Below are 26,552 nucleotides of genomic sequence, written 5' to 3' on the forward strand. Positions count from 1 at the left end.
GAGTCGAGAAATGATACATAGTATATTAGATAATATTGAATGATTAATTAGTAGTATTTGGTAGGAGGTAAATTGATAATACCTAATAAATTAAAAATGAATGATGAGGTTAGGATAATTGCGCCTTCAAGAAGTTTATCAATTATTGACAAAGAGACTCGAGAAATAGCAAATAAAAGATTTGAAGAGCTTGGCCTCAAATTATCATTTTCAAAAAACTGTGAATTAATAGATGATTTCTCGTCTTCATCCATAGAAGAAAGAATTGAAGATTTACATGAAGCATTCTTAGATAAAAAAGTAAAAGCTATCTTTACTGTTATCGGGGGCGATAATGTAAATCAATTACTAAAGTATATTGACTATACGATTGTTAAAAGAAATCCAAAAATTATTTGTGGTTATTCTGATACTACAGCTTTATCAAATGCAATATTTCATAAAACTGGACTAGTAACTTACTCTGGGCCTGCATACTCAACTCTGGGAATGCTCAAGGGGATTGACTTTTCAATAAATTATATTAAAAAGTGTTTATTCTCAAGTGCTCCTTATGAAGTTATAAATCCAGCACAGTGGAGTGATGACTTATGGTTTATAGATCAGGAAAAAAGAAACTTTTATAAAGACAATGGTATAAAAGTTTTAAACCATGGCAAAGCAGAAGGAAAAATAGTTGGAGGGAACCTTTGCACTTTAAATTTACTTCAAGGAACTGAATTTATGCCTGATTTAACAAATTCTGTATTATTTATTGAAGATGATGAGTTAACATCCCCTTCAAACTTTGACAGAGATCTTCAATCATTAATTCATCAAAAACATTTCGATAAAGTTAAAGGAATAGTCATTGGGAAATTTCAATTAAAGTCAGAAGTATCTGAGGTCTTACTTAAAAAAATTATAAAATCTAAGCGAGAGCTAGCGTCAATCCCCGTGCTTTATAATTTAAACTTTGGACATACAACACCCCATATATGTTTTCCTATTGGTGGATTTGTGAAAATAGATACGGAAAGTTATAAACAGATAATAATAGAAAAACATTAGCTAAGAAATATTCGAGTCAATAGCCTTAATATAATTATCAATATAAATTTGTATCCACTTGCTAACGCTCTTCAGCTGTTTAACAATAACGTCATTAAAGAAATAAAAATAAATTATATGCACACAAAAATCCAAAGTGAAACCAAAACTGTGACCGCGTGCCAGATTTAATTGTTTATTTAGTTTTAATTTATTGAATTTAAGGTTTATTTATTTTATGTGTGAATTACTTGGCATGTCAGCCAATGTGCCAACGGATATTTGTTTTAGCTTTTCAGGGTTGTTGGAGCGTGGTGGAAATACTGGCCCGCATAAAGACGGCTGGGGCATTACTTTTTATGAAGGTAAAGGGTGCAGAACCTTTAAAGATCCAGAGCCAAGTTACCAGTCAGAAATAGCAAAGCTGGTAAAAGCGTACCCAATTAAAAGTGTATCGGTTATTAGTCATATTCGCCAAGGGAATCGTGGTCGGGTGTGTCTTGAAAACACTCATCCGTTTACCCGAGAGTTGTGGGGGCGCGAAATAACCTATGCACACAATGGGCAGCTTTCAAATTATCACGATTTAAAACCAGAGTATTATCGCCCTGTGGGAAACACCGACAGTGAACTCGCTTTTTGTTGGTTACTTGACAAAATTCGCGAAAAATACCCAAAGCGCCCAAGTAATATGGCGTCGGTTTTTAGATATGCCGCCAAGCTTTCACATACACTGCGTGAAAAGGGCGTATTTAATATGTTATTGACCGATGGTGTATTTGTTTTAGCGTATTGTACTAATAACTTACATTATATAACGCGCCGTGCGCCATTTGGTAAAGCTACATTGATTGATGCTGACATGGTGATCGACTTTCAACAAGAAACCACACCAAACGATGTAGTAACGGTTATAGCAACAAGGCCATTAACTAATGATGAGCGCTGGCAAAAAATGCAGCCAGGAGAGTTTGTGTTATTTAAAATGGGTGAATTAATGTAGCTTGGGTAGCTAGAGTGAAACGAAACCCGACTCAAAGTTTCAAATTGATAAAGTGTATAAGTGTTAAAAATGAAAAACCCAAGTTATGTTTGTCACACTTGGGCCTTTCATTTGCACCTTGTAAGCAATTTACTCTGGTGTTATTTCGTTTTTCACTTCTGCAGGTAAAGCAGGTGGGTTGATCACGGTAAACGATTTCATTTGCACTTCAAACTGCTCCACACCTTTTTCACCCTTCCACATGCGCACTAGCATGTAATCCATTTCTGGGGCAAACCAGGCTAAAGCTTGGCGTTTATCGTTATCGTATAAGCGTTTAACTTTCACTGCTTCTACATTACCTATAGGCAGAGAAATCATTTCGGTTTCTACCACTTCAAAGTCGTAGTCACGGCAATTACCTTTTTTATCAACCAACGGAAACGAGAAGTTGGTTTTGCCTTTTTTAAGACCTTCACGAACTTGTACTTGATAAGAAATACCATCTTGGAAGTTATCATGCCATTGGCATTTTAACGGGTAATCGCTGGTGTTACTGGTAACCGTTTTGGTTTGACGGTCAAAGTTAATTTCATACTTTTTGTCAGGCCCAGTGCCTGTGCGGATCATAGCGTACTGAATTGGCTCTACGTTATCATTTATAAAGCTAAAGGTTGATGACTCCTGACGTGAGTCAGAGAAAATCATCCATTCAATATCGCTGTGGTAAGTGACTTGGTAGTTATTATTATCGAGTTTTTTTAGTTCACGCTCGGCTTTGCCATGATTAGTGCCTTTGCGCAAAATATCATAACTAGCTTGGTACTGGGTTAACTCGCCTGCAATCAGGCTGGTAGGAAGTAATAAAGTGCCCGCACATAGTAGCCAAGCACTTAATTTTTTATTTTGGGTAGTGCGCGCCGTGTGCAGGAAGTTGTTTTTCGTCAAGAACTGCATAATCTGCTTCCATCGTAAGTCGTTGTTCACTGAACCACTTGACCACCAAAGGATAAATTATGTGCTCTTGCGCATGCACACGTTTAGCGAGCGTGTCTGCTGTATCGTTTGCTAATACAGGCACTTTAGCTTGAAGAATAACGGGTCCGCCATCTAATTCTTCAGTTACAAAGTGAACACTAACGCCGTGAACGTCGTCTTTTGCATCAATTGCTCTTTGGTGGGTATTCAGCCCCTGGTACTTAGGCAACAAAGATGGATGAATGTTCAACATTTTTCCAACATATTTTTGCACTAAGCTAGGAGTTAGAATACGCATAAACCCAGCTAATACAACTAGATTTGGTTCAAAAGAGTCAATTATATGCATTAACTGGGCATCGTAAGCTTCGCGTGAGTCAAACTCTTTATGACTCAGTACTTGCGTAGCAATGCCTACACTTTTTGCACGCTCTAACCCATATGCGTCTGCTTTATTACTAATAACAGCCGCAATATGAGCGTTTATCTCGCCGCTTTCACAGGCATCAATAATGGCTTGTAAATTTGAGCCACTGCCTGAGATTAAAACTACTAGACGAGTGGGTGCCATTACGCAGCACCACCTACAATTTCAACTTGCTCTTCGCCCGCAACCGCATCTTGAATTTCACCAAGGTGCCATGCGTTTTCGCCAAGATCTTTTAAAATGTTAATGCTGTTATCAAGTTGATCTGCAGGTACAACTAACACCATACCTACGCCACAGTTGAATGTGCGGTACATTTCGTGAGTGGTAATATTGCCATTTTCTTGCAACCAACTAAATACAGTAGGCCACTGCCAGCTATCACCTTTAACAACCGCTTTAGCAGATTCAGGTAATACACGAGGGATATTTTCCCAAAAACCGCCACCAGTAATATGCGAAAGCGCATGCACATCTACTTGCTTAAACAACTCAAGTAATGGCTTAACGTAAATGCGTGTTGGTTCTAAAAGGTGCTCACCTAAGGTTTTGCCATCAATCACTTGGTTAGTATCAGCGTTAGAGACTTCTAATACTTTACGAATTAGTGAGAAACCGTTTGAGTGAGGGCCGCTAGAAGCAAGCGCAATTAGCTGATCGCCTGCAGCTACTTTAGTGCCATCAATAATTTTTGATTTTTCTACCACACCGGTACAAAAGCCTGCCATGTCGTAGTCTTCACCATCATACATACCTGGCATTTCAGCTGTTTCGCCACCAATTAGGGCACAACCTGAAATTTCACAACCTTTACCAATACCGGTTACTACGTCGGCTGCTGTGTCTACATCTAGTTTACCCGTTGCATAGTAATCTAGAAAAAACAGGGGTTCAGCGCCTTGTACTATTAAATCATTTACACACATCGCAACTAAGTCGATACCTACGGTATCGTGCTTTTTAAGGTCAATTGCTAAACGTAACTTAGTGCCAACACCGTCAGTGCCTGCTACAAGTACAGGTTGCTTATAACCTTCAGGAATTTCGCAAAGTGCGCCAAAACCACCAATTCCGCCCATCACTTCAGGACGACGAGTTTTTTTAACTACACCTTTAATACGCTCAACAAGTGCATTACCAGCGTCGATATCTACGCCCGCGTCTTTATAGCTTAGAGACTGTTTTTGTTCGCTCACAGGTTTTCCTCAAAATAGTTGTTTTGATGCTTACTTAGAAACGCGCGTATTTTACAACAATTGCAGGGGCGCGGCTAGTTGAAATCTAGATTTGATTTTAAAGACAAGGACACTTGTCCGCTAATTGTTGCATTAGTAAACAAAAAAAAGCGCCCAATGGCGCTTTTTAACATGGAAATAAAAATTAATACTACAAATTAGGCTTTTGCTGTAAGTATCGCTCTAAGTGGAGCAGAGTAGCCTTCAATGGTTTTACTGGTGTCAGTAGGGTCTAAAAAGTCAACTAAAGATTCGTTTTCCATCCAGTCAGTTTTACGCTGCTCGTCGAGCGTTGTAATAGCGCAATCTTTAATTTGCACATCTTTAAAGCCAACACGTTCCATCCACAGTTTTAATGCAGCAGTGCTTGGAATAAACCATACATTACGCATTTTCGCGTAGCGGTCGGTCGGAACCAGTACGGTGTTTTCATCGCCTTCAATAACTAAGGTTTCAAGCACCAGCTCACCGCCTGGGCGAAGCTGTGCTTTTAATTGCGCTAAAAAGTCGATAGGTGAGCGACGGTGATAAAGTACTCCCATCGAAAATACCGTATCAAATGCTTTAAGTTCTGGTAGGGCTTCAACACCTAATGGTAATAAATGCACGTTTTCATCAGGGTTAAAGTGTTTAATAGCCTGAAATTGGCATAAAAATAAGTCAGATGGATCAATACCTACCACAAACTGAGCACCTTCACCGCGCATACGCCATAGGTGATAACCCGAGCCACAACCAATATCTAATACAGTACGGCCTTTTAATGGCTCAATATGCGGTAGGAGTCGATCCCATTTCCAGTCACTGCGCCATTCTGTATTAATGTCGATACCGTGCACATTAAATGGGCCTTTACGCCAAGGCATCATCCGTTTTAATAAATGCGTGGTTTGTTTTTGCTCGCCTTCAGTCATTTCGCCAGGCGCGCCTATTGCTACTTTGCTGACAATATCAACGTGGTTTGTTGATACCTCAGGTAAGTTTTTTAGTACTTTTTGCCATTGAGGCAAATCGCCATGGCTAGCCTCTTGTTGCCAATGCTTTAATTGCGCGGGCAAGGTTTCTAGCCAGTGGCTAAGTGGGCTTTGTGCAATTGCAGCGTAAAATTGGTTAAACCATGCAGACATGTGTCACTCTCTAAATTATTTAATTGCTACCATTGAGCAAAAATTAAAACATTGATACCACACTTGCGTTTGGCTAAAACCAATGTCGCTTAAACGTTGTGTATGTGTGCTAAGTGTATCGGGGCGCATTACGTTTTCAATGGCGGTACGCTTTTGGCTTATTTCAAGCTCAGAGTAGCCATTATGACGCTTAAAGTCGTGGTGCAAGTCAATCAATAGGTTATCGCATTGCTCGTTTTCGGCTTTAATTTTTTCACTTAGTAGCAAAACGCCACCGGGCTTTAAATTAGCGTATATTTTTTCAAGTACCGCTTTGCGCTGCGCTGGTGGAATAAACTGCAGGGTGAAATTCATCGCCACTACCGATGCATTTTGAATATCGAGCTCGTTGATATCACCTAAAGTTACAGTTACAGGAACGTCTGATCTGAACCCTTGTAAATGGACCTTACAACGCTCCACCATGGCTTGTGAGTTATCTACAGCAATAATGTGGCAGCTATCAGTTTGAATATTACGGCGCATACTTAGGGTAACCGCCCCTAACGAGCAGCCTAGGTCATACAAATTTGAATTTGGCTGAGCATACTCACCGGCTAATTTCCCCATAGTACTGACTATGGTGGCGTAACCGGGTACCGAGCGTTGGATCATGTCGGGAAATACTTCAACCACATTTTGATCAAAACTAAAGTCTTTTACTTGTTGCTCAGAGGCATAAATACTGTCTTTTATACTCACGAAGGCAGTCTCTTTGAAAATAATAGTGCTATTTTAACATTTTATACTGGATAGTCAGTGATAAATTCAGTAGCTTGACTAGAATTATGAAGAATAAGTATAAAAGAGATTATTAAATGAGCAAAAGTAAAGTTATTAGCACCGACGATATATTAGCAACATTATGCCACTCAGTAACGGGTGTACTTTCATCAGCCAGCGGCAACGAGATCAGCTATTCAGCCATGGTACAAAAAATTACTCGTACTTGTATGCGACCAGACATAGGCTGTTTTGTTTTATTTGATGGGGGCTTTACCGGTTTAGTCGTTACCAACTTTACGGCGCAAGCTGCGATGGAAATTTATGGTGATTACATGCGTAATATGGGCATGCCAGAAGAGGAGATCGCGCATAGTCACTTATCTGATGACGTTTCAAACGTGATGGGTGAGTTGATGAACCAAATAGTGGGCGACTTCACGTCAAAAGTGCGTGAACAGCTACATACCTCTATTACCCAAAATCAGCCAAAAATGATGGCTATTAACAAGCAAGTGCAAATATCGGTTGATACCACTATGGATCGTCCGCAAGCACGCCGTGTAACGTTTACCACTCGCAACCAAAATATCTTCTATTTAGAGTTGGCGATGGATAAAACAGAGTTTATTAAACTTCACGATTTTGACATTGTAGAAGCCATAGACCCAGACGACATTATCGCAAACGAAGCCAAGCAAAAAGCGGATAAGGAAAAAGCAAAACAGCCAAAGCAAGATGATAGCGACGACGACTTTATGGCCGAATTAGGGCTTTAACGTTTTTACGTAGGTTGGGTTGAGTGAAACGAAACCCAACGAGCTTTTGAGCTGTCAGCTTGTAGCTATTAGTAAATTATAAAAACGCGGTTTAGCATCGCGTTTTTTATTTTTGAGTGCTTTAGTTATGATTCAATACGTAATTATATTTTGGCTGATCGCTCAATTATAGGGATTCTCACCCCTCGCAATAGCTACACAAAAAATCCGTAAATCCAGCTCTAGCTGATGGTACTGCGGCTCCATATGGCAGCACAGTTTATAAAAGCCTTTGTTATGGTCTTTTTCTTTAAAATGCGCGAGTTCGTGCACCACTAATGCTTTTAATAATGGCTCTGGCGCGCGCAGTAAATCGCTGTTGATGGCTAAATCATGCTTGCGGGTTTTACCTTGCATACGGTACGTGTGGGTACCGAGCGCATTGGTAACCATATCACCTTGTTTTTTAAACGCAGCGCGTCCAAACGGTGGGGCGTTTTTTAAATACTGCTTTTTAAGCTCAGTGGCGTAGCTATACAGTAACTTATCACTGGTAATACGATGCGCCTGCGGGTACTTTTTAAGTAAATACTCACATACCTTTCCTGCTTTTATTAGGCCTAATACTTGCTCAACGATATTGGCAGGGTAGCCGGTAAAGTAACGTGCGTATTCACTCATTATTGTCTCTGTATTTTGAATTTATTTTTAAAAAAGTGCTTGCTGGTGGGCTTCTTTTTCGCCACTAAATGGATTGAGTACGTTGTGATTATACCCCAAATCTTGACAAAATTGGCGAGCTAGTAAAGGCGCTTCACGGTTATCAGCGGTATGAAAAAACACATAGGGGCTTTTGCCCTCATCGAGCCACTGGCTTACTTTGCTAAGCCAAGGCTGATAAAAGGTCTTATAATCGTTTTCTAAATCAGCAATAACAAAGCGCGCCATAGGCTGCGAGCCCGTTGCAATAGCGTGCACTGGTAAATGCGGCTTTTTCTGTTGTGCGTCTATTAGCGCTTCGGTGGTTGGCTTTACCGCAAAGAGCGCCCGAGTATCCATAGCAATGCGATTTATATTGTGTGCCATTAAAAGCTGATTAAGTGCGATTTCGGCCTCACCTTTTTTGAAAAAATCAGGGTGGCGTACCTCAACCCCATAGTTTAGCTCTTTAGGAAGTAAATCTATAAAAGCGGCAAGCTTAGCTAAATGTTGTGGCGCAAACGCTTTAGGTAATTGCAGCATTATTTGCCCTGTTTTTTCAAATAGCGGGGCGAATAAATTAAGCCAATTAGTTAGCTCATGTTGCACGTTAGTAAGTTGGAGTTCGTGACTAAAGCGCCGATGAAATTTAAAGGTAAATTTAAACTCATCGGGTACACTCGCAGCCCAGCGTAATACAGTGTCAGGCGAGGGGTCGGCGTAAAAGCTAGTATTACCCTCTACCGAATTAAAATGCTGCGCATATTCGCTAAGCATATCGGCATTTTTACACTGGCGTGAAAATAAGTTTCCTTTCCATGCGTTGCTCGACCACTGCGGGCATCCAATATATAGCATACAAACAAAAGCCTTGTTATAAAGTGCCGGTAGTGTAACAAATAACAAAACAGTGCGCTGTAAATTCAACCTAGAAAGGTAAACACGCCCTAGCATCTTCAACCGACTTGGGTATAATGCAGGGCTTAATTTGATTATTTTGAATTGCTAGCGGTTTTATTTTCATTTTGGTGTTTATAAAAACTTTTAAAACAACGGTGTTTAACCGCTATATGCCTTTTATCTGACAGGAAAACTATGCGCTCTATATACTGCGGACAGCTAAATAAAACTCACGTAGATCAGGAAGTTGAACTATGTGGCTGGATCAACAAACGACGTGACCTTGGCGGACTTATCTTTGTCGATTTACGTGATAGAGAAGGTTTAGTACAAGTTGTATTCGATCCGGAAGTTGAAGGATTAATGGAAACAGCTAACAAACTTCGTCAAGAATTTTGTGTTCAGTTAAAAGGGATTGTACGCGCTCGCCCAGATAGCCAAGTAAACAAAGATATGGCAACCGGCGAAGTAGAAATTTTAGGCACGGGTTTAACTATTATTAACCGCTCTGAGCCTATGCCACTTGATTTTAACCAAGTGAACTCAGAAGAGCGTCGTTTAAAATACCGTTACTTAGATTTACGTCGTTTAGAAATGAGCGACCGCATTAAATTACGTGCTAAAGCAAGCAGCTTTGTACGTCGCTTTTTAGATGAAAATGGCTTTTTAGATATCGAAACGCCAGTGCTAACTAAAGCAACGCCTGAAGGTGCGCGCGATTACTTAGTACCAAGTCGTGTTCATAAAGGTAGCTTTTACGCATTACCACAGTCACCACAGTTATTTAAGCAATTGTTGATGATGTCGGGTTTTGACCGTTACTACCAAATTGTTAAATGTTTCCGTGATGAAGACTTACGTGCTGACCGTCAACCTGAATTTACTCAAATAGATTTAGAAACCTCGTTCATGAGCTCTGATCAAGTACGTGGCATGACAGAGAAAATGATCCGTGAAATGTGGCAGTCATTACTAAATGTTGATTTAGGTGATTTCCCAATTATGCCTTACTCTGAGGCAATGAGCCTATATGGTTCTGATAAGCCAGACTTACGTAACCCAATGAAGCTTATTGATGTAGCCGATTTAGTAAAAGACGTAGAATTTAAAGTATTCTCAGGCCCAGCAAACGATGAAAAAGGCCGTGTTGCAGTACTAACGGTACCAGGTGGCGCATCACTTTCTCGTAAGCAACTAGATGATTACACTAAGTTTATCGGTATTTACGGTGCTAAAGGTTTAGCATGGATGAAAGTAAATGACCGCGATGCAGGCGTTGAGGGCGTGCAATCGCCAATCGCTAAATTCTTAAATGAAGACGTGATCACGCAGTTACTTGAACGTACTAATGCACAAACAGGCGATATCATTTTATTTGGTGCGGATAAACGCAACACCGTAAATGAAGCCATGGGCGCACTTCGTTTAAAAATTGGTATTGATTTAGAAATCACTAATTTAGATAGCTGGGCACCACTTTGGGTTGTTGACTTCCCAATGTTTGAAGAAGATGACGAAGGCACACTACACGCTGTACACCATCCATTTACTGCACCAAAAGATATTAGTGCCAGTGAGCTTGAAGCAAACCCAGCAGCGGCTATTTCAGATGCTTACGATATGGTATTAAACGGCTACGAAGTGGGCGGTGGCTCGGTACGTATTCACAATGCAGATATGCAAGAAGCGGCATTTAGAATTTTAGGTATTGAAGCGCAAGAGCAGCAAGATAAATTTGGTTTCTTACTTGATGCACTTAAATACGGCACACCACCGCATGCAGGTTTAGCGTTCGGTTTAGACCGTTTAGTTATGTTGCTATGTGGAACTGATAACATTCGTGACGTTATTGCTTTCCCTAAAACCACACAAGCATCGTGTTTATTAACAGATGCGCCTAGCAAAGCAAACAGCGATTCGCTGACAGAGCTTGCTATTAGTGTAGTTGAGAAAGAATTACCAAGCGCAGAATGAAGCTAGCTTAACCATAGTGTTTAGTTAGATCAAAACCCCTTAGGCTAAATACCTAAGGGGTTTTTTGTTTGGCATAACCCAATTTAGGTGCTTTATATTTATGAGTGAGCTATTTAAAGATAGTCATTATTTCGATCAGCCATTTTTAAACTTTACAGCAAATGCAAAGCGCTTTAGCGATATTGAGTTTGAACAATGTCAGTTTATTGAGTGCGATTTTAGTCACAGCCAGTTTAATGCCTGTCGGTTTATAGAGTGTGAGTTTATTAACTGTAATTTGACTGAGCTTAATTGGAATTACAGCTCACTAGAAGAGGTGAGCTTTGCAAATTGTAAACTCAATAGCATAATGTGGGGACAAGTAAATTGGCCGCAATTAGCGCTAACGTCACCGGTGAGTTTTAAACAGTGTGAGCTGAGCCATAGTTCGTTTTTTGAATTACAGTTAAAAGCCTTAACAATGACGAACTGTTTTGCCAAAGATGTCGATTTTAGGCACGCTAACTTAGCTCAAAGCAACTTCTCGGATACTGACTTTAGAGACAGCCTGTTTCATCAAACTAATTTGAGGAAAGCAAACTTTGTTGGCGCAACGCAATTTAATATTGATATAACAAGCAATGATGTGAGTAATGCAAAGTTTGAACGGCTTGAAGCGTTAAACTTATTAGCTGGACTTGATATCGAGCTGGTTGATTAGCCGCAAGAGCTTACGGCTAATACGTATATTTACTATTAGCAAGCAGGGCCATTTTTGTTACGTGCACTAGCAAGTGCGCGGGCTATGCTCAGTAGCTCAGGCGAAATATCATCAGCGCCATCTTTAATCAGTTTAGTTACATCACCTGATGAATATAAGCTATCACGCGGTGATTTAATTCCCAGCTCTCTCACAAAGTCTTTGGTTTTACCTGTACTGCCGGTTTCAATGAACTTAAAAATAATCCGTTCGTTGTTACTTTTCGGCTCGGCTTGTAACACTTTAATTTCTTCTTGGTAGGCTTCAATTCTGCTTTGGAGAATGTCGATGCGTTGTTCAATGCTGCTATATGATTTCATGAATGGATTCTTTTGCGATAATAGTAAAACAATAATCGCTATTATCGCACAAATTAGCAAAGGCGCGCGCTAACCTTTATAATAAAAATTAATGTTAGTTAAAAATGTATAAGTAATACAAGGGAATGCATGTTAAAAATTATAAAAAAGCGTTTAATGTTAAGTGCACTGACTTTAAGTTCTACGCTATTTGCATCATCAAGTTATGCCCAAGACGATGCAATCATTGATGAAAGTCGTAATCGCTCTATACCTGTAAATATTACCCTACCAGCTAACCACCTTAAGTGCAGCGCGCAAGTCAAATGCCCTGTGGTATTTGTAAATGCAGGGTATGGCATTAGCCACGATGAATACACCTTTGCGAGTAAGTTATTTAATGCGCAAGGCTATTTAAGCATTGCGGTAGCACATGAACTTAAAAGTGACCCTGCACTTAATCGTGCGCAGCCATACCTAACTACTCGTATGGAAAATTGGCACCGGGGTGTTGTAACCCTCAAATTTTTAGTCAACGAGCTAAGTGTTAAATACCCTGAGTATGATTTTACAAAACTCACTTTATTTGGCCACTCAAATGGTGGAGATATTTCAGCCTTGTATGCAGCTATTTATCCAAGTGAAGTAAGCCAATTAATTACGCTCGATCACCGCCGCATGTTATTGCCACGCAATAAAAACACACGCGTGCTCACACTGCGCGGTAGTGATTATCCAGCCGATGCAAACGTGCTTTTAACCGACCAAGAGTTAACCGTTTATCCTGTTACGCAAACGTTGATAGAAAAATCACGTCATAACGATATGTACGATGGCGGCCCTAAATGGCTGGTAGGTAGAATGAGTAAAGAAATAACGACTTTTTTAGAAAATTAAACGATACAGTCAGCTTTAAAATCCTAAATAGCGCAGTTAATACTGCGCTTATTCATGTAGTCACTCCACTAATTCACTAACCATCAGCGGGCTATTATGTAGCGTTTTATGCACAGGGCATTTGTCGGCTATTTCGAGTAATCGTATTCAACATAGCGATTAGCCCACGTAGCAATAACATCGGCTGCGTAGTTAGCGTCTTCTTTATTACTGAGTAAGTGATCGGCATTATCTAAACTTATAAAGCTTTTTGGATGCTTGGCAGCGGCGTAAATTTTTTCGGCTTCACTAATATTCACGGTAGCATCAATAGGAGAGTGCATAACTAACAAAGCACGCTTAAGCTTACCTATATGGCTGTTATCGTATTTGGCGATGTCATCTATAAATTGTTTTTTAATCGTAAATTCCCGCCCGGCTAAACACACTTTTGCTTCACCCGATTGGTTTATTTCATCTAAATGAGCAGCAAAATTATGGGTAACGTGCTGAGCATCCGATGGCGCACCTATAGTCGTAATGGCCGATACTTCGGGTATGTGCTCTGCTGCTGCAAGCACCGCAGCACCACCTAAACTGTGGCCTATCAATAACTGAGGTGCTTTAAAGTGTGTTCTTAAGTGATTGGCTGCAGCCACTAAGTCTTGAATGTTTGATGAAAAGTTACTGTTGGCAAAGTCACCATCGCTATTACCAAGCCCTGTAAAATCAAAGCGTAATACAGCAATGCCTTGCTGAGTGAGCGCGCGACTTATTCGTGTTGCAGCCGCTACATCTTTAGAGCAGGTAAAACAGTGAGCAAATAAGGCATAAAATTTCACTTCACCAGAGGGCTGTTCAAGTTGTCCAGCGAGTTCTAATTCACCGCTTTTAAAAGAAACTTTTTGTCGCATGTAGAGAGCCTTAACAAGTTGATATAGTGTGTGATGCTGATAAGGAATAGATTGGTACGATGGGGTGAAAATTCAATACAAGCGTTATTTTGATCTTGATCAAGGCAGAGAAGGCTTGCTTATTGAGTGCGGACATATGTCCTTATAATTTCAAGGGGGTTTGTCTATCCTCGCACAGCATAAAAATGCAGCCTTTATTACTTGAATTAAGTAGTTAAGCTATATTTGAATGTAATACTAATTTCGTGTAGACCTGTGGCTTAAGCGAATTAGTAAATGGCTTCTAACAACCTACTTACTGGAATGTACCATGCAATTACCTACAGTTGATTATAAAGCGGACGATGCGGCTGCGCAATTTGTTGAATCGTTGAGAAATACTGGTTTTGGCGTATTAAAAAACCATCCTATTCCGCAATCTTTAGTTGAGTCTATTTATAAAAATTGGCAAGACTTTTTTAACTCAGAGCAAAAGCATGAGTTTTTATTTTCAAAAGAAACGCAAGATGGTTATTTTCCACCGTCGGTATCAGAAGTAGCTAAAGGCCATACGGTAAAAGACATTAAAGAGTACTTTCATGTTTACCCTAAAGGCCGTGTTCCTGCACAATTAGAAGCAGATGTACGTGAGTACTACCGTTTAGCTAATGAATTTGCGGCAACATTATTAAGCTGGGTTCAGGCTGAAGCGCCTGAAGAAGTGCGTGCTAAGTTCTCTATTGATTTAAAAGATATGATTGCCCAGTCTGAGCAAACGTTGTTACGTATTTTACATTACCCGCCAATGACAGGTGATGAAGAGCCTGGTGCTATTCGTGCTGCTGCGCACGGTGATATTAACTTATTAACCGTATTACCGGCGTCAAATGAGCCAGGCTTACAAGTACAAAAAACCGATGGCGGTTGGTTAGACGTGCCATGTGATTTTGGTAGTTTAATTATTAATATTGGTGACATGCTACAAGAAGCATCGGGTGGCTACTTCCCATCAACGATTCACCGTGTAATTAATCCATCGGGTAAAGCAACAACCAAATCACGTATTTCATTACCATTGTTTTTACACCCTCGTCCAGATGTGGTGTTATCTGATCGCTACACAGCAGATAGCTACTTACAAGAGCGTTTACGTGAGTTAGGTGTAAAATAATCTTTTAGCATTTGTAATGCTCAGGTAAATAAAAAGCGGCTGTTTAGCCGCTTTTTTAGTATTTGTGTTTATTGATTTGGCACAAAGTAAATAATGGCATGCATTCTGAGCCACTAAAGGTATAATGCGCGCAACTGGCCACTTTGGCCTAATTTGAAATAGAGAGTTTATATGAGTTTTGATGGTTTAGGTTTATCACAGTCTTTAGTTAATGCGGTTTTAGAAAAGGGCTATGAAACGCCAACGCCTATTCAGGCTCAAGCTATTCCAGCAATTATTGCACGTCGCGATGTAATGGCCGCAGCGCAAACCGGTACCGGTAAAACCGCTGGTTTTACTTTGCCACTGATTGAGCGTTTATCGTCGGGTACTAAAGCAAAAAGTAATCATGTTCGTGCGCTTATTTTAACGCCAACCCGTGAGCTTGCGTTGCAAGTAAGTGAAAATGTTGAAGAATATGCTAAGCATTCAAACGTGAGTTCGTTTGTTGTTTACGGTGGTGTTAAAATTAACCCACAAATGCAGCGCCTGCGCAAAGGGGTTGATATTTTAGTGGCGACACCAGGGCGTTTAATTGATTTACACAATCAAAACGCGGTTAAATTTGATAGCGTTGAAGTACTGGTTTTAGATGAAGCCGACCGTATGTTAGACATGGGCTTTATCCATGATATTAAGCGCCTGATTGCAAAAATGCCTGAAAAGCGTCAAAACTTAATGTTCTCAGCCACGTTTTCGGATGATATTCGCGCGCTGGCAAAAGGGTTAATTAACGACCCCGTTGAAATTTCTGTTGCAGCTAAAAACACCACCGCAAAAAGTGTCACGCAAAGCGTATACGCAGTAGACAAAGCACGTAAAACGGCCCTATTAAGCCATTTAATTCGTAGCAACGATTGGCAACAAGTACTGGTATTTAGTCGTACTAAACATGGTGCTAATCGTTTAGTTAAGCAACTTGAACGCGATGATATTGTTGGTGCGGCAATCCATGGCAATAAATCTCAGGGCGCGCGTGTTAAAGCACTAGAGGGCTTTAAAAGTGGTGAAGTGCGCGTATTAGTGGCAACCGATATTGTTGCACGTGGTTTAGACATTGTTGAATTACCGCATGTTGTAAACTACGACTTACCTAATGTATATGAAGATTATGTTCACCGTATTGGCCGAACTGGTCGTGCGGGAGCATCAGGGCATGCTATTTCGTTTGTAACGGTTGACGATGCAATAGATTTATACGGCATTGAGCGCTTTATTGGCGAGCTAATTCCACGTGCTGAAGAAGAAGGTTTTGAACCGGCTAACCCTGTTGCTGAGCGCGCACTCGATGCACGCCCGTTACCTGCTAAAAAGCCAAAGAAAAAACAACCATTTAATAAGCCTAAATCAGATAGCAGCAAGCCTAATAGCAAAAAGCCTAACAATGGTGGCAATGGTACGGGCCCACGTCGTGGTGGCTCTAAAAAGCCAGCAGCTAAAACCGATGATAATGCACAAAACCCATGGGCAAAGCGTCAATCGGTTGGGGGCAGTGGTCAACGCCGTCGTCGTCCAGCAAATAACGACTAATTAGGTTTAGTTCGCTTTAATAAAAACGCGCTTACTTTTACTGGTAGCGCGTTTTTTAATGCCTATCTTAAAGCTTTACTAACCGATTAAATAATTAACTGCTAATCCTACAAATAAAGTAACACTAACGCTCAGTAACGTTCCTAGCATCACATATTCAGTGAGTTGTTTATCTTTGCTGGCACTTAAGTCGCCAAATCTAAACACCGATTTAGCGGCAATTAAAAACCCAAGCCCTGCAAACTGATCTAATAAAATAAATGTCAGCATAAGTACTCTTTCAAGCATACCAATACTTTGTCCTGCTAAGGGGAGGCTACCATCACTAGAAAAGTGATTAGTTAAACGCTCTAACATCATTCTTATAAATACCGCACTGGGACTTAAAATAATAAGGTAACCAGCTATAACCCACAGCACTTTATCGTTGCACAATAACGCCATCACATTGTCAGCAAATTGCTGATTGTCAGTTAGCCAAATACTTATCGCAATAATGACAGTGATATGTGCAATTTGGTCTAATAAAAAAGGCACTACGCCTTTATTTGAATACGATTTAGCAATATCAATAAAGTAGTGACTGATCATAATAATGCCGGTCGCCAGTAATACGCTGCTTAGTTGTTGCCAGCCAAAACTATATTCCCAAAGTGCCACTACGATTGCACTGGTAATTCCGTGAACCAATACATGGTAGTAAAGTTTTTTTGCTTTAAAATGACGGGTGTTTCTGTCGTTTACCCAGCTCATGGGTTACCAATAAAAATCAGCGAGTAAGTGGCCAATAATCAGTGCAACGAGTAATAGTGAAAATTCCATTAGTCATGTCCTTGCTGTTTGTTTTTAAGCTGTTGTTGTGCATGTAAAATAAATCGTTCTATCAGCTGATAGTTAGCAAGATTAAGCAGCTTTGTAACGTTTTCGCGGCTGGTGTTGAGCTCTTTAGCTAAAGCTGCATGGTTGTTATTAGTATGGGTTAAATATACATACAAAGCATTTGCTTGTTTTTGGGTTATTTTACACAATAATACATCGACAAACGCTAGGTTTAGCTTAAAGCTCTCATCAACTGATTGATCTGCAATAGCAAATGTAAAACGCTGATTTGTCATTTTATCTAGCTCATGTCCAGAGAGAGTAAACGCAGAGCCTGTAGCAGTTTTTATACTCGTACTAGGGTTATCTATGTGCCCCAACGCCATACTTTGGCGCAATTCATAACCGGCAGATTTTAACTGTAGATAAATAAGAATAGCGGTGGTAACTAACTGTTCACTTTTATCGAGTTGCAGTTGAAATGCATCCCCGCGGTAAATATCCCAAGATGTTGTTTTATTGCAATTTGCACGTAAACTTTGCTCTAGCTGGTCAAGCATGGCATCGTATTGTTGTTTAGGTATTTTTTGCGATTTAATAATATCGCCGCTGATCACACCAATCATAAAAATCCAAATAGATTATTTATATGTAACTAAATTTGGTTACATTGTTAAATGTAACCGTATTTGGTTACATTGGGTTTGGTAACTAATTTAGGTTACTTAACACGCAATTGCAAGTATTACTCATTGGGACATAATAATGACCTCACAACAAAGCAGTAAACCTCGTGTAGGTATTTTTGTCGATGTACAAAATATTTATTACACCTGTCGCGAAAGCTACGGTAAAAACTTTGATTACAATGCCTTTTGGCGAATGATGGAGCAACAATACGATATAGAATGTGCGTTCGCCTATGCAATATACCGAGGTGATGAAAAGCAAAATCAGTTTCAAAATATTTTGCGCGCTATTGGCTTTGAAGTAAAACTAAAACCCTTTATTCAGCGCCGTGACGGCAGTGCCAAAGGCGATTGGGATGTGGGTATAACCATAGATATGCTAGAGCAGGGGAAGCAGCTTGATAAAGTTATTTTACTCTCGGGTGACGGTGACTTTGCATTATTACTTGGGCATTTAAAAAATCAATATAATGTTCCGTGTGATGTATACGGTGCTGATAAATTAACCGCAGAGGTACTTAAGCAAAGTGCCGAGCAATTTCATTTAATTGACAAACAGCTACTACTTTAAAAAGTATAAGTATTGTATTTTTGATTTATTTTTGAGCAGAATGTTTGCGTTGATCATGAGAGTATTTAATACAACGGGTGCATAGATTAATTAAGCCTAATTTAGGCTTTTTTTATGGCGATAATAAATTGGGTTTAGTGGATGAGTATGGTAATTTTAAGATTCAATTAGTATCAAGGAATTACATGCTTAACTACAGTAATATGCCATTAGACAGAGGCTCAAATGCGCGCAAAGATCCTACTTGGGTAGACGCAAAAAAAACAGCAGACAGTTTATGGCTTTTAGTTAAAGGCAATCACACCTTATTTGCTAACAGTAGCCCTGAGGTGGTGTATTTAGCTTACCAACAAGTGGCGCATTTAGATTTAACGCAGGCTATTCTTTTAGGATCAAATAAACAGGATAATGCCGTATTTGCGCTAGACGTAACTGAACTCGAAGAGTCGTTATTAGCAACGATTGTTGGTGATGCCAAGTTTGCAGATATTCGTCAATATGGTACTCAAGTAGCACTTGAAGATGGCTCAAATGCAGCGCTTGCTCGTGGGTTGTGTTACTGGCATGCCACTCATAGTTTTTGTGGTCGCTGTGGTACCAAAAATCACTTAGTTGAAGGGGGGCATTCACGTTTATGCGACAACGCAGCCTGTATGCACCAAACTTTTCCGCGTACCGATCCAGCCGTTATTATGGTAGTAACTAAAACATTTTCTGATGGGATTGAACGCTGCTTATTGGGTCGCCAAGCAACTTGGCCAAAAGGATTGTATTCCTCGCTTGCCGGGTTTGTCGATCCAGGTGAAACCCTTGAACAAACCGTGATCCGAGAAGTAAAAGAGGAAGCGGGCATTACCGTTGAAAAAGCAGAGTATATTGCTTCTCAACCTTGGCCGTTTCCTTCATCAATTATGCTTGGTTTTATTGCCACAGCAAGCAGTGATGAAATAAGCATAGAGCAAGATGAACTTGAAGATGCACGATGGTTTTCTCGCCAAGAACTTGCGCAATTTAAAGATTGGCAACACGAGGGGGAGCATTTAAAGCTACCTAGAGCTGATTCGATTTCGCGTTATTTAATTGAATATTGGCGTACTCAGATAGAAGGATGAATCATGTCGAGCAAAAATAAAAATACCCAATTAGTGTCATCAGGGCGCAAAAAAGCGTACACCCATGGCGTAGTTAATCCAGTGATACAGCGCGCTTCAACGATTGTGTTTGATTCTGTGAGTGAGCTTAAAGAAGCGGCTAAAACACGTGGCGACAAAACCTTGTTTTATGGCCGCAGAGGGACGACCACTCATTTTGCTCTGCAAGAGGCAATTACCGAACTCGAAGGCGGTGAGGGCTGTGCGTTATACCCATGTGGCGCGGCAGCGATAAGCCAAACTCTGTTATCGTTTTTAAAGTCCGGTGATCATATTTTAATAGTGGACACTGTTTACGAGCCAACCCGTGATTTTTGCGACAAGATATTAGCTGGGTTGGGTATTAGTACGACCTATTATCCGCCCATGATTGGCGCAGACATAAAAGAGTACATTCAAGACAATACCAAAATGTTGTTTTTAGAGTCTCCGGGTTCAATTACCATGGAAGTTCAAGACGTTCCCGCCATGGTAAAAGTGGCAAACGATCATAATGTAATGACGGTGCTTGATAACACCTATGGCAATGGCTTGCATTATCGTCCGCTTGAACATGGTGTTGATATTAGTATTCAAGCCGCCACCAAATATATTGTTGGCCACTCTGATGTGATGATGGGCGTTGCTGTAGCTAATAAAAAGTATTGGCCAACACTTCGTGAACACTCTTATTTACTCGGGCAATGCACCAGTGCAGATGATGCGTATTTAGCACTACGAGGCTTGCGTACCATGGCAGTGCGATTAAATCAGCATGAAAAAGCCGCGCTAGAAATAGCAAAATGGCTTGAGCAACATGCGTTGGTTGATCATATTCGCCATCCTGCGTTTACAACATGCCCAGGCCATGAATTTTTCAAACGCGATTTTGACGGCAGTAATGGTTTATTTTCGTTTGTAATGAAAGCGGGTAATCAACACGCCATAGATGCTTTTTTAGATAGCTTACAACATTTCAAAATGGGCTTTTCGTGGGGGGGCTTTGAGAGCTTAGTAACGGCAAACCTATCAATGAAAGGGCTGCGCTCGCAAACAGGATGGGAGCATGGACCTGTTATTCGTTTGCACATTGGTTTGGAAGATGTTGAAGATTTAATTGCCGACTTACAGCAAGCATTAGCTATTTATGAGCAACATTTATAATTACTAATTGGTTAGATTACATTATTTGTTACAAAGCCTACCTCTGAGTAGGCTTTTTTTTGCTAGCAATTCAACGTGTTTACACTTAGTGTTGTTAAATAACGCTTATTTTAAAGTATGAACAACGTCATTAAGGATAGTCAATGGCAACACCATCACCTATTAACGTAGGGCGCTTAACCCAAATCGCGGGTTTTGAGCTGGTACGTATGTTTTTAACTAAACGAGGACTTATTGCACTGGCGGCTTTTGCGCTAGTGTGGCTTGTTATTTTACGTTACCCCATAGGCCAAGCTGTAGGCATAATCAGCTCGCCAGATTTTGAACAAATAGCCCGTGATATTTCCGGCTCTATTGGATTAAGTAAGTTACTTGATTGGCCTGAAGCCGAATTTGCTATGTATTGGCTTATTGCTTTGTATAGTTTTCCTGTTTTTAGCTTATTTATTTGTAGTGATCAAACCGTCGGTGACAGAGAGCGCGGTACGCTAAGGTTTTTATCATTACGCTCAACGCGCTTTGAAATACTCTTTGGTCGATTTTTAGGACAGTTAGCGGTACTAACCTGTTTAGTTGGCATCACGCTTATAGCGACATTGGCGGTGCTCGGGTTTCGCGAGCCGAGCTTACTTGCTGGTGGCCTTGGTCGTGCTGTTTCAATATTTTTAATACTCATAGTTACTTTTTCGCCGTTTGTAGCCTTAATGAGCTTAATTAATACTTTTGCGAGTTCCTCTCGTCTGGCAATTGTGTTAGCTATTTTATATTTTACAGCCGGTGGCATTATTGTTGGATTACTGGAGTGGCAACTACCCGCATTAAGTGTGCTTGATTATTTATTCCCTGGTGTGCAAATAGAGCTATTAGCGGGACAAAACTTACCGTTATTGAGCACATTAGCTATTCCACTTGTGCAAACAGCGGTGTTACTTGCAGTTGCTCAACGTATTTTTGCAAGGAGCTCATTATGAAATCATTAATAACAGGGCGTAATTTAAGTAAATCATACGGCTCAAAACTGGCTCTTGATAATGTGAATTTTGAGATTCAAAAAGGCGCGCCAGTTGCATTAGTTGGCCCTAATGGCGCAGGGAAAACCACTTTATTTAGTTTGTTGTGTGGCTATATCGCACCTAGCATGGGTGAGCTTGAAATACTTGGTCATAAACCAGGTAGCGCGGCTTTATTTAATAAAGTGAGTGCGTTACCACAAGATGCACAGCTAGATCCGCGTTTTAATATAGATAAACAACTTAGCTTTTATGCCAAGCTACAAGGTATGAGCACCAAGCAAAGCCAAATAGAAGCACTTCGAGTATTAGATTTAGTGGGTCTTAGCGAGGTTGCAAAAAACCGCGCAGGGGACTTATCTCACGGTATGCGCAAGCGCGTAACCATAGCACAAGCATTAATTGGTTCACCGCAAATTGTGATGTTAGATGAGGCCACAGCAGGACTTGATCCGATTCATGCCAGAGAAGTCAGGGAGCTGGTGTCTGAGCTATCGTCTCAAGCGACGTTTATTTTAAGCTCTCATGATTTAACTGAACTCGAACGATTATGTTCTCAAGTACTACATTTAGATAAAGGTATATTAAGCGAGCACCAAACTAAAGCGGCGAATACCGATAAGCATTTTTATACTTTAATGCTCAGTGAAGCATATCAAAATGTGGAGCAACAACTCCAAGCACTTGATGGTGTAAGCCGTGTTTATATGAGCCAACATAAAGAGTATGTGATTGAGTATCAACCAACGAGCGAGTCACTTGACATAGCGCTATTGCAATCTTGTCGCCAACATAACTGGCAATATAGACAGTTAGTAAATGGTCATACTCTAGAAAATCAAATATTTAAACAGGAGAAATTATAATGGGATTATTTAGTGGTTTAATGGGGAACGCCAGTGAAGTGGATGATGCCGATTTAGAAAAAGTATTGGCCAATACACTTATCGAGGGTGAGCGAGTTGAAAAGGCGTATAAAGTAGTTCGTGATATGTTTATCTTTACAAATAAGCGGCTAATTTTATTAGATAAACAAGGCGTGACTGGTTCTAAAATGGAAATGATCAGTATTGCTTACTCTAAGATAACTAAGTTCAGCAAAGAAAGTGCGGGGCACTTTGATTTAGATGCAGAGCTGAAAATTTGGGTTGGATCTGATCCAAACCCTATCAGCAAGGACTTTAAAGCTGGCGATAATATAAATGATGTTTATCGAATAATCAGCCAGTATTCATTATAGAAACAAACAAAAATCGGTGTAAAATTAAAGTAATTGTTTACAGCTTGTTGCGATTACTTTAACATAAATTACTCCAACACTTTCTTACAAATTCCCTAACAAATACAATTGCTTGATTCAGTTTTCGTTCAGTTTCGCGGCGTTAGCATACCCCCACTTTAGCAATGTAGTTAAAGTACAAAAACAATGTACATAGGGATGTTTCATTATGAAAAAGTTAGCAATTATTATTTCAGGTCTTTTATTATCAAGTGCTGCACACGCTGCAGATAGCTATCAATCAATAAGTAACTTAAGCTACGCAGAGATTGATAACAACGATACGATCAGCGTGGACTCAACTTACTACTTCTCTCCTAAAAGCACACTAGGTCCATACGACCAATTCGAATACATCAACAAGCAAAGCAACGTATTTGGTAGCTACGCTGATGACGATTTTGGCGATGTGACTGCTATTGGTGGTGAATACTTCGTTGAAGATTTTGTGGTTGGTGCGTCTTACCAAAATGCTGATTACAACTCTAACAACGAGTTATATACACTTTCTGCTGGTTATTTCTTTAACCCAGATTTACTTGCAAAAGTAAGATTTGTTGATCAAAAAGATGGTGATAACGTTACATTCTTTTCTTTAGCATACAACCACATGCTAAACGATACAGATTACGTAGGTATCACTGTTGAATCAGACGATGATTTTGATTCTCGTTCAGTAGCTGCTAAATACTTTGTTGATTTACAACAAGGTAACTACTTAACAGTAGAAGGTACATTTGTAAGCCTTGACGAAGCAGATGACCAATGGAACGTAGAAACAAACTACTACTTCTCTAAAGCGACTTCTGTATTTGCATCTTACGATAAAGAAGACAACTACAGCTTTGGTGCTCAACACTTCATCAATAAAAACATTGGTTTAAAAGTGGGTTACGGCAACAACGCAGATGATTCAGATTACGATGCTTACTTTGCTAACATGCGTTTTCAGTTTTAATTGAGCGTTTAATCGCATAAACTAAAACCAGTTAAGTAGTAAAAAGCCCACATTTGTGGGCTTTTTGCTGTGTGTAATAAACATGTAACTCTACTTATAGCTATATTTTAATTTTAACGGAATCGGCTCAGCATTTCGTGGCCCCCTCTGACACCCCATTGTATTTAAATTAAGATCGGTCATAATTAAATCAATGTTTTTATAACTGTAAAGGAATGTGCTTATGTCAGTATTTATTATATTACTGGTTGTGGTGATCGTGGTATTTGCGATTAAAGATATCCGCCTTAATTTAATTACCCGACCTACTTTTAAAATGTTTAAAAAAGTATTACCGCCATTATCGCAAACAGAGCGAGAAGCCATGGAAGCGGGTGATGTTTGGTGGGATGGCGAGCTATTTAGTGGTGATCCTGATTGGCAAAAATTACACAACTATCCGCGTCCGCAGTTAAGTGAAAAAGAAACTGCATTTATTGAAAATCAGGTTGAAGCGTTATTAGCTATGCTTGATGACTATAAAATAGTACAAAAAGATAAAGACTTACCCAAAGAGGTTTGGGACTTTTTAAAAACCGAAGGGTTTTTTGCAATGATCATCCCAGAAAAATTTGGCGGTCTTGAATTCTCTGCTATTGCTAATTCCACTATAGTGTCAAAAATCGCCACTAAAAGCTTAACCGCCGCCGTGACGGTAATGGTGCCAAACAGCTTAGGACCAGGTGAATTATTACTACACTACGGAACAACTGAGCAACAAAATCGCTGGTTACCTAGTCTTGCAAAAGGCGACGACGTGCCTTGTTTTGCATTAACGGGCCCTGAGGCCGGTTCAGATGCTGGCAGTATTCCTGATTCTGGCGTGGTGTGCAAAGGCGAACATGACGGTGAAGAAGTGTTGGGGCTGCGTTTAAATTGGTCAAAACGTTACATTACCCTTGCGCCTGTGGCGACAGTACTTGGCCTTGCATTTAAAATGTATGACCCAGACGGCTTGTTAGGTGATGAAAAAGAGCTTGGCATTACGTGTGCACTAATACCAACCGATCATCCGGGTGTTAAAACTGGCGAGCGGCATTACCCCCTAAATATGGCGTTTATGAATGGCACAACGTATGGTGAAGATGTATTTATTCCGCTTGATTGGATTATAGGTGGTCAGCAAGGTGCTGGGCGCGGTTGGCGCATGTTGGTTGAGTGTTTAAGTGCAGGGCGTGGTATTTCGTTACCGGCATTAAGTACTGCAACAGGGCATTTAGCGGCTAAAATGACTTCGGCTTACTCTGTTGTTCGCCAACAATTTGGTGTGTCAATTGGTCAATTTGAAGGGGTTCAAGAAGGGTTAGCACGTATTGGTGGTTTAACTTACGCGCTGGAATCGTGCAGGTTAATGACAGCTGGCGCTATTGATTTAAAACTAAGCCCATCGGTAGTGACTGCTATTGCAAAATACCATATGACCGAAATGGGTCGAACGGTTATGAATGATGCAATGGACATTCATGCAGGTAAAGGGATTCAGGTTGGGCCTAATAACTATTTAGCACATGGCTATATGGGTATTCCAGTTTCGATTACGGTTGAGGGTGCTAATATTCTTACCCGTAATTTAATGATATTTGGCCAAGGTGCTACTCGTTGCCATCCGTTTGTATTAAAAGAAATGGAAGCGGCAGCAATGGAAGATGATGACGCCGCACTAGAGCAATTTGATGGCCTACTAATGAACCACATTGTATTTGCCATCAGCAATGCAAGTATGGCTTTAATACATGGCTTAACTCGCAGCCATTTTGCCAAAGCACCTGTATGCGGAGAAACCGCAGCTTACTATAAACAATTAGGGAGAATGAGCCGAGGACTTGCGTTTACAACAGATGTTGCAATGTTGATGTTAGGTGGTGAACTTAAACGCAAAGAAATGATATCGGCACGTTTAGGCGATGTATTAAGTCATTTGTATATTGCTTCTACCGTGTTAAAACGTTTTGAAGATGAAGGGCGTCAGCAAGCTGATTTGCCTTTCGTTAAGTATGCAATAGAGGCATCATTATATGAAATAGGTCAAGCATTTGACGGCTTCTTTAAAAATTTCTCTAACCCGGTGGTTAACTTTGCCCTTAAACGCATTGTGTTTCCGTTAGGCAATCATTATCACAAACCAAGTGATACCACTTCACAAAGTATTTGTGAACACATGACGCAACCAGGCGTGTTTCGAAACAGGCTTACTCATTTGTGCTACATCGATGAGAATGCAGGCACTGGAGTGATGGAAAATGCTTTTTTAGCGATGCACGACATGCAAAATCAATTTAAACATTTAAAGCAGTGGCAACGAAAAGGTAAGGTACCTGCAACTTTTGATATTGAACAAGCTATTGAGTACGCTCTTGAACATGAGTTACTTACTAAATTAGATGCTGAAGCTATGCATCATGCTAATAAATTACGAATGCAGGCTATTGCGGTAGATAATTTTAAACCTGAAGATTTCTAACATTGTACTCAAGC

At 40.2% G+C, this 26,552-nt stretch carries 25 protein-coding genes and 2 pseudogenes; 16 read left to right on the forward strand and 11 right to left on the reverse strand.

The window, feature by feature from the left end; all coding sequences use genetic code 11:
* The first annotated feature begins 72 nt into the window (after positions 1–72).
* Positions 73–1,050 (forward strand): S66 peptidase family protein, encoded by a 978-nt coding sequence (locus FLM47_RS05480; RefSeq protein ID WP_232735458.1) that lies wholly within the window; start codon positions 73–75, stop codon positions 1,048–1,050.
* A gap of 217 nt (positions 1,051–1,267) precedes the next feature.
* Positions 1,268–2,032, forward strand: coding sequence for a class II glutamine amidotransferase (locus tag FLM47_RS05485; RefSeq protein WP_178955621.1), 765 nt, complete (start codon positions 1,268–1,270; stop codon positions 2,030–2,032).
* Between the two features lie 129 nt (positions 2,033–2,161).
* Here the strand turns inward: FLM47_RS05485 and FLM47_RS05490 are convergent, their stop codons facing one another.
* The 5 genes from FLM47_RS05490 to cmoA all read right to left on the reverse strand — a co-directional run bounded on the left by FLM47_RS05490 (position 2,162) and on the right by cmoA (position 6,519).
* Complete coding sequence (locus FLM47_RS05490; protein WP_232735522.1) at positions 2,162–2,959, reverse strand: DUF3108 domain-containing protein; 798 nt, start codon at positions 2,957–2,959, stop codon at positions 2,162–2,164.
* A complete protein-coding gene (gene purN, locus FLM47_RS05495) occupies positions 2,913–3,560 on the reverse strand; it encodes a phosphoribosylglycinamide formyltransferase (RefSeq protein WP_054202175.1) in 648 nt (215 codons plus the stop codon). The genes FLM47_RS05490 and purN overlap by 47 nt, the downstream gene beginning before the upstream one ends.
* Positions 3,560–4,612 carry a phosphoribosylformylglycinamidine cyclo-ligase gene (gene purM, locus FLM47_RS05500; protein WP_055011761.1) on the reverse strand — a complete coding sequence of 351 codons (1,053 nt, stop codon included), beginning with the start codon at positions 4,610–4,612 and terminating at the stop codon, positions 3,560–3,562. The genes purN and purM overlap by 1 nt, the downstream gene beginning before the upstream one ends.
* A gap of 197 nt (positions 4,613–4,809) precedes the next feature.
* Positions 4,810–5,778: a tRNA 5-methoxyuridine(34)/uridine 5-oxyacetic acid(34) synthase CmoB gene (cmoB, locus tag FLM47_RS05505; RefSeq protein WP_178955623.1), complete on the reverse strand. Its 969-nt coding sequence runs from the start codon at positions 5,776–5,778 to the stop codon at positions 4,810–4,812.
* A gap of 15 nt (positions 5,779–5,793) precedes the next feature.
* A complete protein-coding gene (gene cmoA / locus FLM47_RS05510; RefSeq protein ID WP_008111640.1) occupies positions 5,794–6,519 on the reverse strand; it encodes a carboxy-S-adenosyl-L-methionine synthase CmoA in 726 nt (241 codons plus the stop codon).
* A gap of 116 nt (positions 6,520–6,635) precedes the next feature.
* Here cmoA and FLM47_RS05515 point away from each other — a divergent pair, with 116 nt between their 5' ends.
* Positions 6,636–7,319 (forward strand): DUF3334 family protein, encoded by a 684-nt coding sequence (locus tag FLM47_RS05515; RefSeq protein ID WP_178955625.1) that lies wholly within the window; start codon positions 6,636–6,638, stop codon positions 7,317–7,319.
* A gap of 162 nt (positions 7,320–7,481) precedes the next feature.
* Here the strand turns inward: FLM47_RS05515 and FLM47_RS05520 are convergent, their stop codons facing one another.
* Together FLM47_RS05520 and FLM47_RS05525 are read right to left on the reverse strand one after the other, a co-directional pair.
* Positions 7,482–7,979: a M48 family metallopeptidase gene (locus FLM47_RS05520; RefSeq protein ID WP_178955626.1), complete on the reverse strand. Its 498-nt coding sequence runs from the start codon at positions 7,977–7,979 to the stop codon at positions 7,482–7,484.
* Between the two features lie 27 nt (positions 7,980–8,006).
* Positions 8,007–8,855, reverse strand: a complete 849-nt coding sequence (locus FLM47_RS05525; protein ID WP_178955628.1) for a DUF72 domain-containing protein — start codon at positions 8,853–8,855, stop codon at positions 8,007–8,009.
* 237 nt (positions 8,856–9,092) lie between these two features.
* Between FLM47_RS05525 and aspS the strand changes: the two genes are divergently transcribed.
* Both aspS and FLM47_RS05535 read left to right on the forward strand, forming a co-directional pair.
* Positions 9,093–10,871, forward strand: coding sequence for an aspartate--tRNA ligase (gene aspS / locus FLM47_RS05530; RefSeq protein WP_013464572.1), 1,779 nt, complete (start codon positions 9,093–9,095; stop codon positions 10,869–10,871).
* A 100-nt stretch (positions 10,872–10,971) separates the two neighbouring features.
* Positions 10,972–11,571, forward strand: a complete 600-nt coding sequence (locus FLM47_RS05535) for a pentapeptide repeat-containing protein (protein ID WP_075169531.1) — start codon at positions 10,972–10,974, stop codon at positions 11,569–11,571.
* 35 nt (positions 11,572–11,606) lie between these two features.
* On the opposite strand, the gene FLM47_RS05540 is transcribed toward FLM47_RS05535, so the two are convergent.
* A complete protein-coding gene (locus tag FLM47_RS05540) occupies positions 11,607–11,930 on the reverse strand; it encodes a hypothetical protein (protein ID WP_008111621.1) in 324 nt (107 codons plus the stop codon).
* A gap of 129 nt (positions 11,931–12,059) precedes the next feature.
* On the opposite strand from FLM47_RS05540, the gene FLM47_RS05545 reads away from it, so the two are divergent.
* Positions 12,060–12,806: an alpha/beta hydrolase gene (locus FLM47_RS05545; RefSeq protein WP_178955630.1), complete on the forward strand. Its 747-nt coding sequence runs from the start codon at positions 12,060–12,062 to the stop codon at positions 12,804–12,806.
* Positions 12,807–12,940: 134 nt separating this feature from the next.
* Here FLM47_RS05545 and FLM47_RS05550 read toward each other — a convergent pair.
* A pseudogene (locus tag FLM47_RS05550) lies at positions 12,941–13,699 on the reverse strand (alpha/beta hydrolase family protein); the annotation flags it as partial.
* Between the two features lie 310 nt (positions 13,700–14,009).
* Between FLM47_RS05550 and FLM47_RS05555 the strand changes: the two are divergent.
* Together FLM47_RS05555 and FLM47_RS05560 are read left to right on the forward strand one after the other, a co-directional pair.
* On the forward strand, positions 14,010–14,849 hold the full coding sequence (locus FLM47_RS05555) for an isopenicillin N synthase family oxygenase (protein WP_008111615.1): 840 nt from the start codon (positions 14,010–14,012) through the stop codon (positions 14,847–14,849).
* 171 nt (positions 14,850–15,020) lie between these two features.
* The gene (locus FLM47_RS05560; RefSeq protein WP_178955634.1) at positions 15,021–16,418 is read left to right on the forward strand and encodes a DEAD/DEAH box helicase; all 1,398 of its coding nucleotides are present in this window, start codon (positions 15,021–15,023) and stop codon (positions 16,416–16,418) included.
* A 78-nt stretch (positions 16,419–16,496) separates the two neighbouring features.
* Here the strand turns inward: FLM47_RS05560 and FLM47_RS05565 are convergent.
* Together FLM47_RS05565 and FLM47_RS05570 are read right to left on the reverse strand one after the other, a co-directional pair.
* Positions 16,497–17,240, reverse strand: a pseudogene (locus FLM47_RS05565) (DUF3307 domain-containing protein).
* Positions 17,240–17,863, reverse strand: a complete 624-nt coding sequence (locus FLM47_RS05570; RefSeq protein ID WP_178955636.1) for a hypothetical protein — start codon at positions 17,861–17,863, stop codon at positions 17,240–17,242. Before FLM47_RS05570 ends, FLM47_RS05565 begins: the two are co-directional and overlap by 1 nt.
* Positions 17,864–18,002: 139 nt before the next feature.
* Between FLM47_RS05570 and FLM47_RS05575 the strand changes: the two genes are divergently transcribed.
* From FLM47_RS05575 to FLM47_RS05610, 8 genes are all read left to right on the forward strand, one after another.
* Positions 18,003–18,497, forward strand: a complete 495-nt coding sequence (locus FLM47_RS05575; RefSeq protein ID WP_010391464.1) for an NYN domain-containing protein — start codon at positions 18,003–18,005, stop codon at positions 18,495–18,497.
* 185 nt (positions 18,498–18,682) lie between these two features.
* A complete protein-coding gene (gene nudC / locus FLM47_RS05580) occupies positions 18,683–19,609 on the forward strand; it encodes an NAD(+) diphosphatase (protein ID WP_178955638.1) in 927 nt (308 codons plus the stop codon).
* Between the two features lie 3 nt (positions 19,610–19,612).
* A complete protein-coding gene (locus tag FLM47_RS05585) occupies positions 19,613–20,791 on the forward strand; it encodes a cystathionine beta-lyase (protein WP_178955639.1) in 1,179 nt (392 codons plus the stop codon).
* A 143-nt stretch (positions 20,792–20,934) separates the two neighbouring features.
* Positions 20,935–21,762 (forward strand): ABC transporter permease subunit, encoded by an 828-nt coding sequence (locus FLM47_RS05590; RefSeq protein ID WP_178955641.1) that lies wholly within the window; start codon positions 20,935–20,937, stop codon positions 21,760–21,762.
* Entirely contained in the window at positions 21,759–22,667 is a 909-nt protein-coding gene (locus tag FLM47_RS05595) for an ABC transporter ATP-binding protein (protein ID WP_178955643.1), read from the forward strand. Before FLM47_RS05590 ends, FLM47_RS05595 begins: the two co-directional genes overlap by 4 nt.
* A complete protein-coding gene (locus FLM47_RS05600) occupies positions 22,667–23,041 on the forward strand; it encodes a PH domain-containing protein (RefSeq protein ID WP_008111597.1) in 375 nt (124 codons plus the stop codon). The genes FLM47_RS05595 and FLM47_RS05600 overlap by 1 nt, the downstream gene beginning before the upstream one ends.
* Positions 23,042–23,249: 208 nt before the next feature.
* Positions 23,250–24,038, forward strand: a complete 789-nt coding sequence (locus tag FLM47_RS05605) for a putative porin (RefSeq protein ID WP_076920444.1) — start codon at positions 23,250–23,252, stop codon at positions 24,036–24,038.
* Positions 24,039–24,261: 223 nt separating this feature from the next.
* Positions 24,262–26,538, forward strand: coding sequence for an acyl-CoA dehydrogenase (locus tag FLM47_RS05610; protein ID WP_178955645.1), 2,277 nt, complete (start codon positions 24,262–24,264; stop codon positions 26,536–26,538).
* The last annotated feature ends 14 nt before the right edge of the window (positions 26,539–26,552 follow it).

The sequence above is a fragment of the Pseudoalteromonas sp. Scap06 genome, from assembly GCF_013394165.1.
Taxonomy (GTDB): Bacteria; Pseudomonadota; Gammaproteobacteria; order Enterobacterales; family Alteromonadaceae; genus Pseudoalteromonas.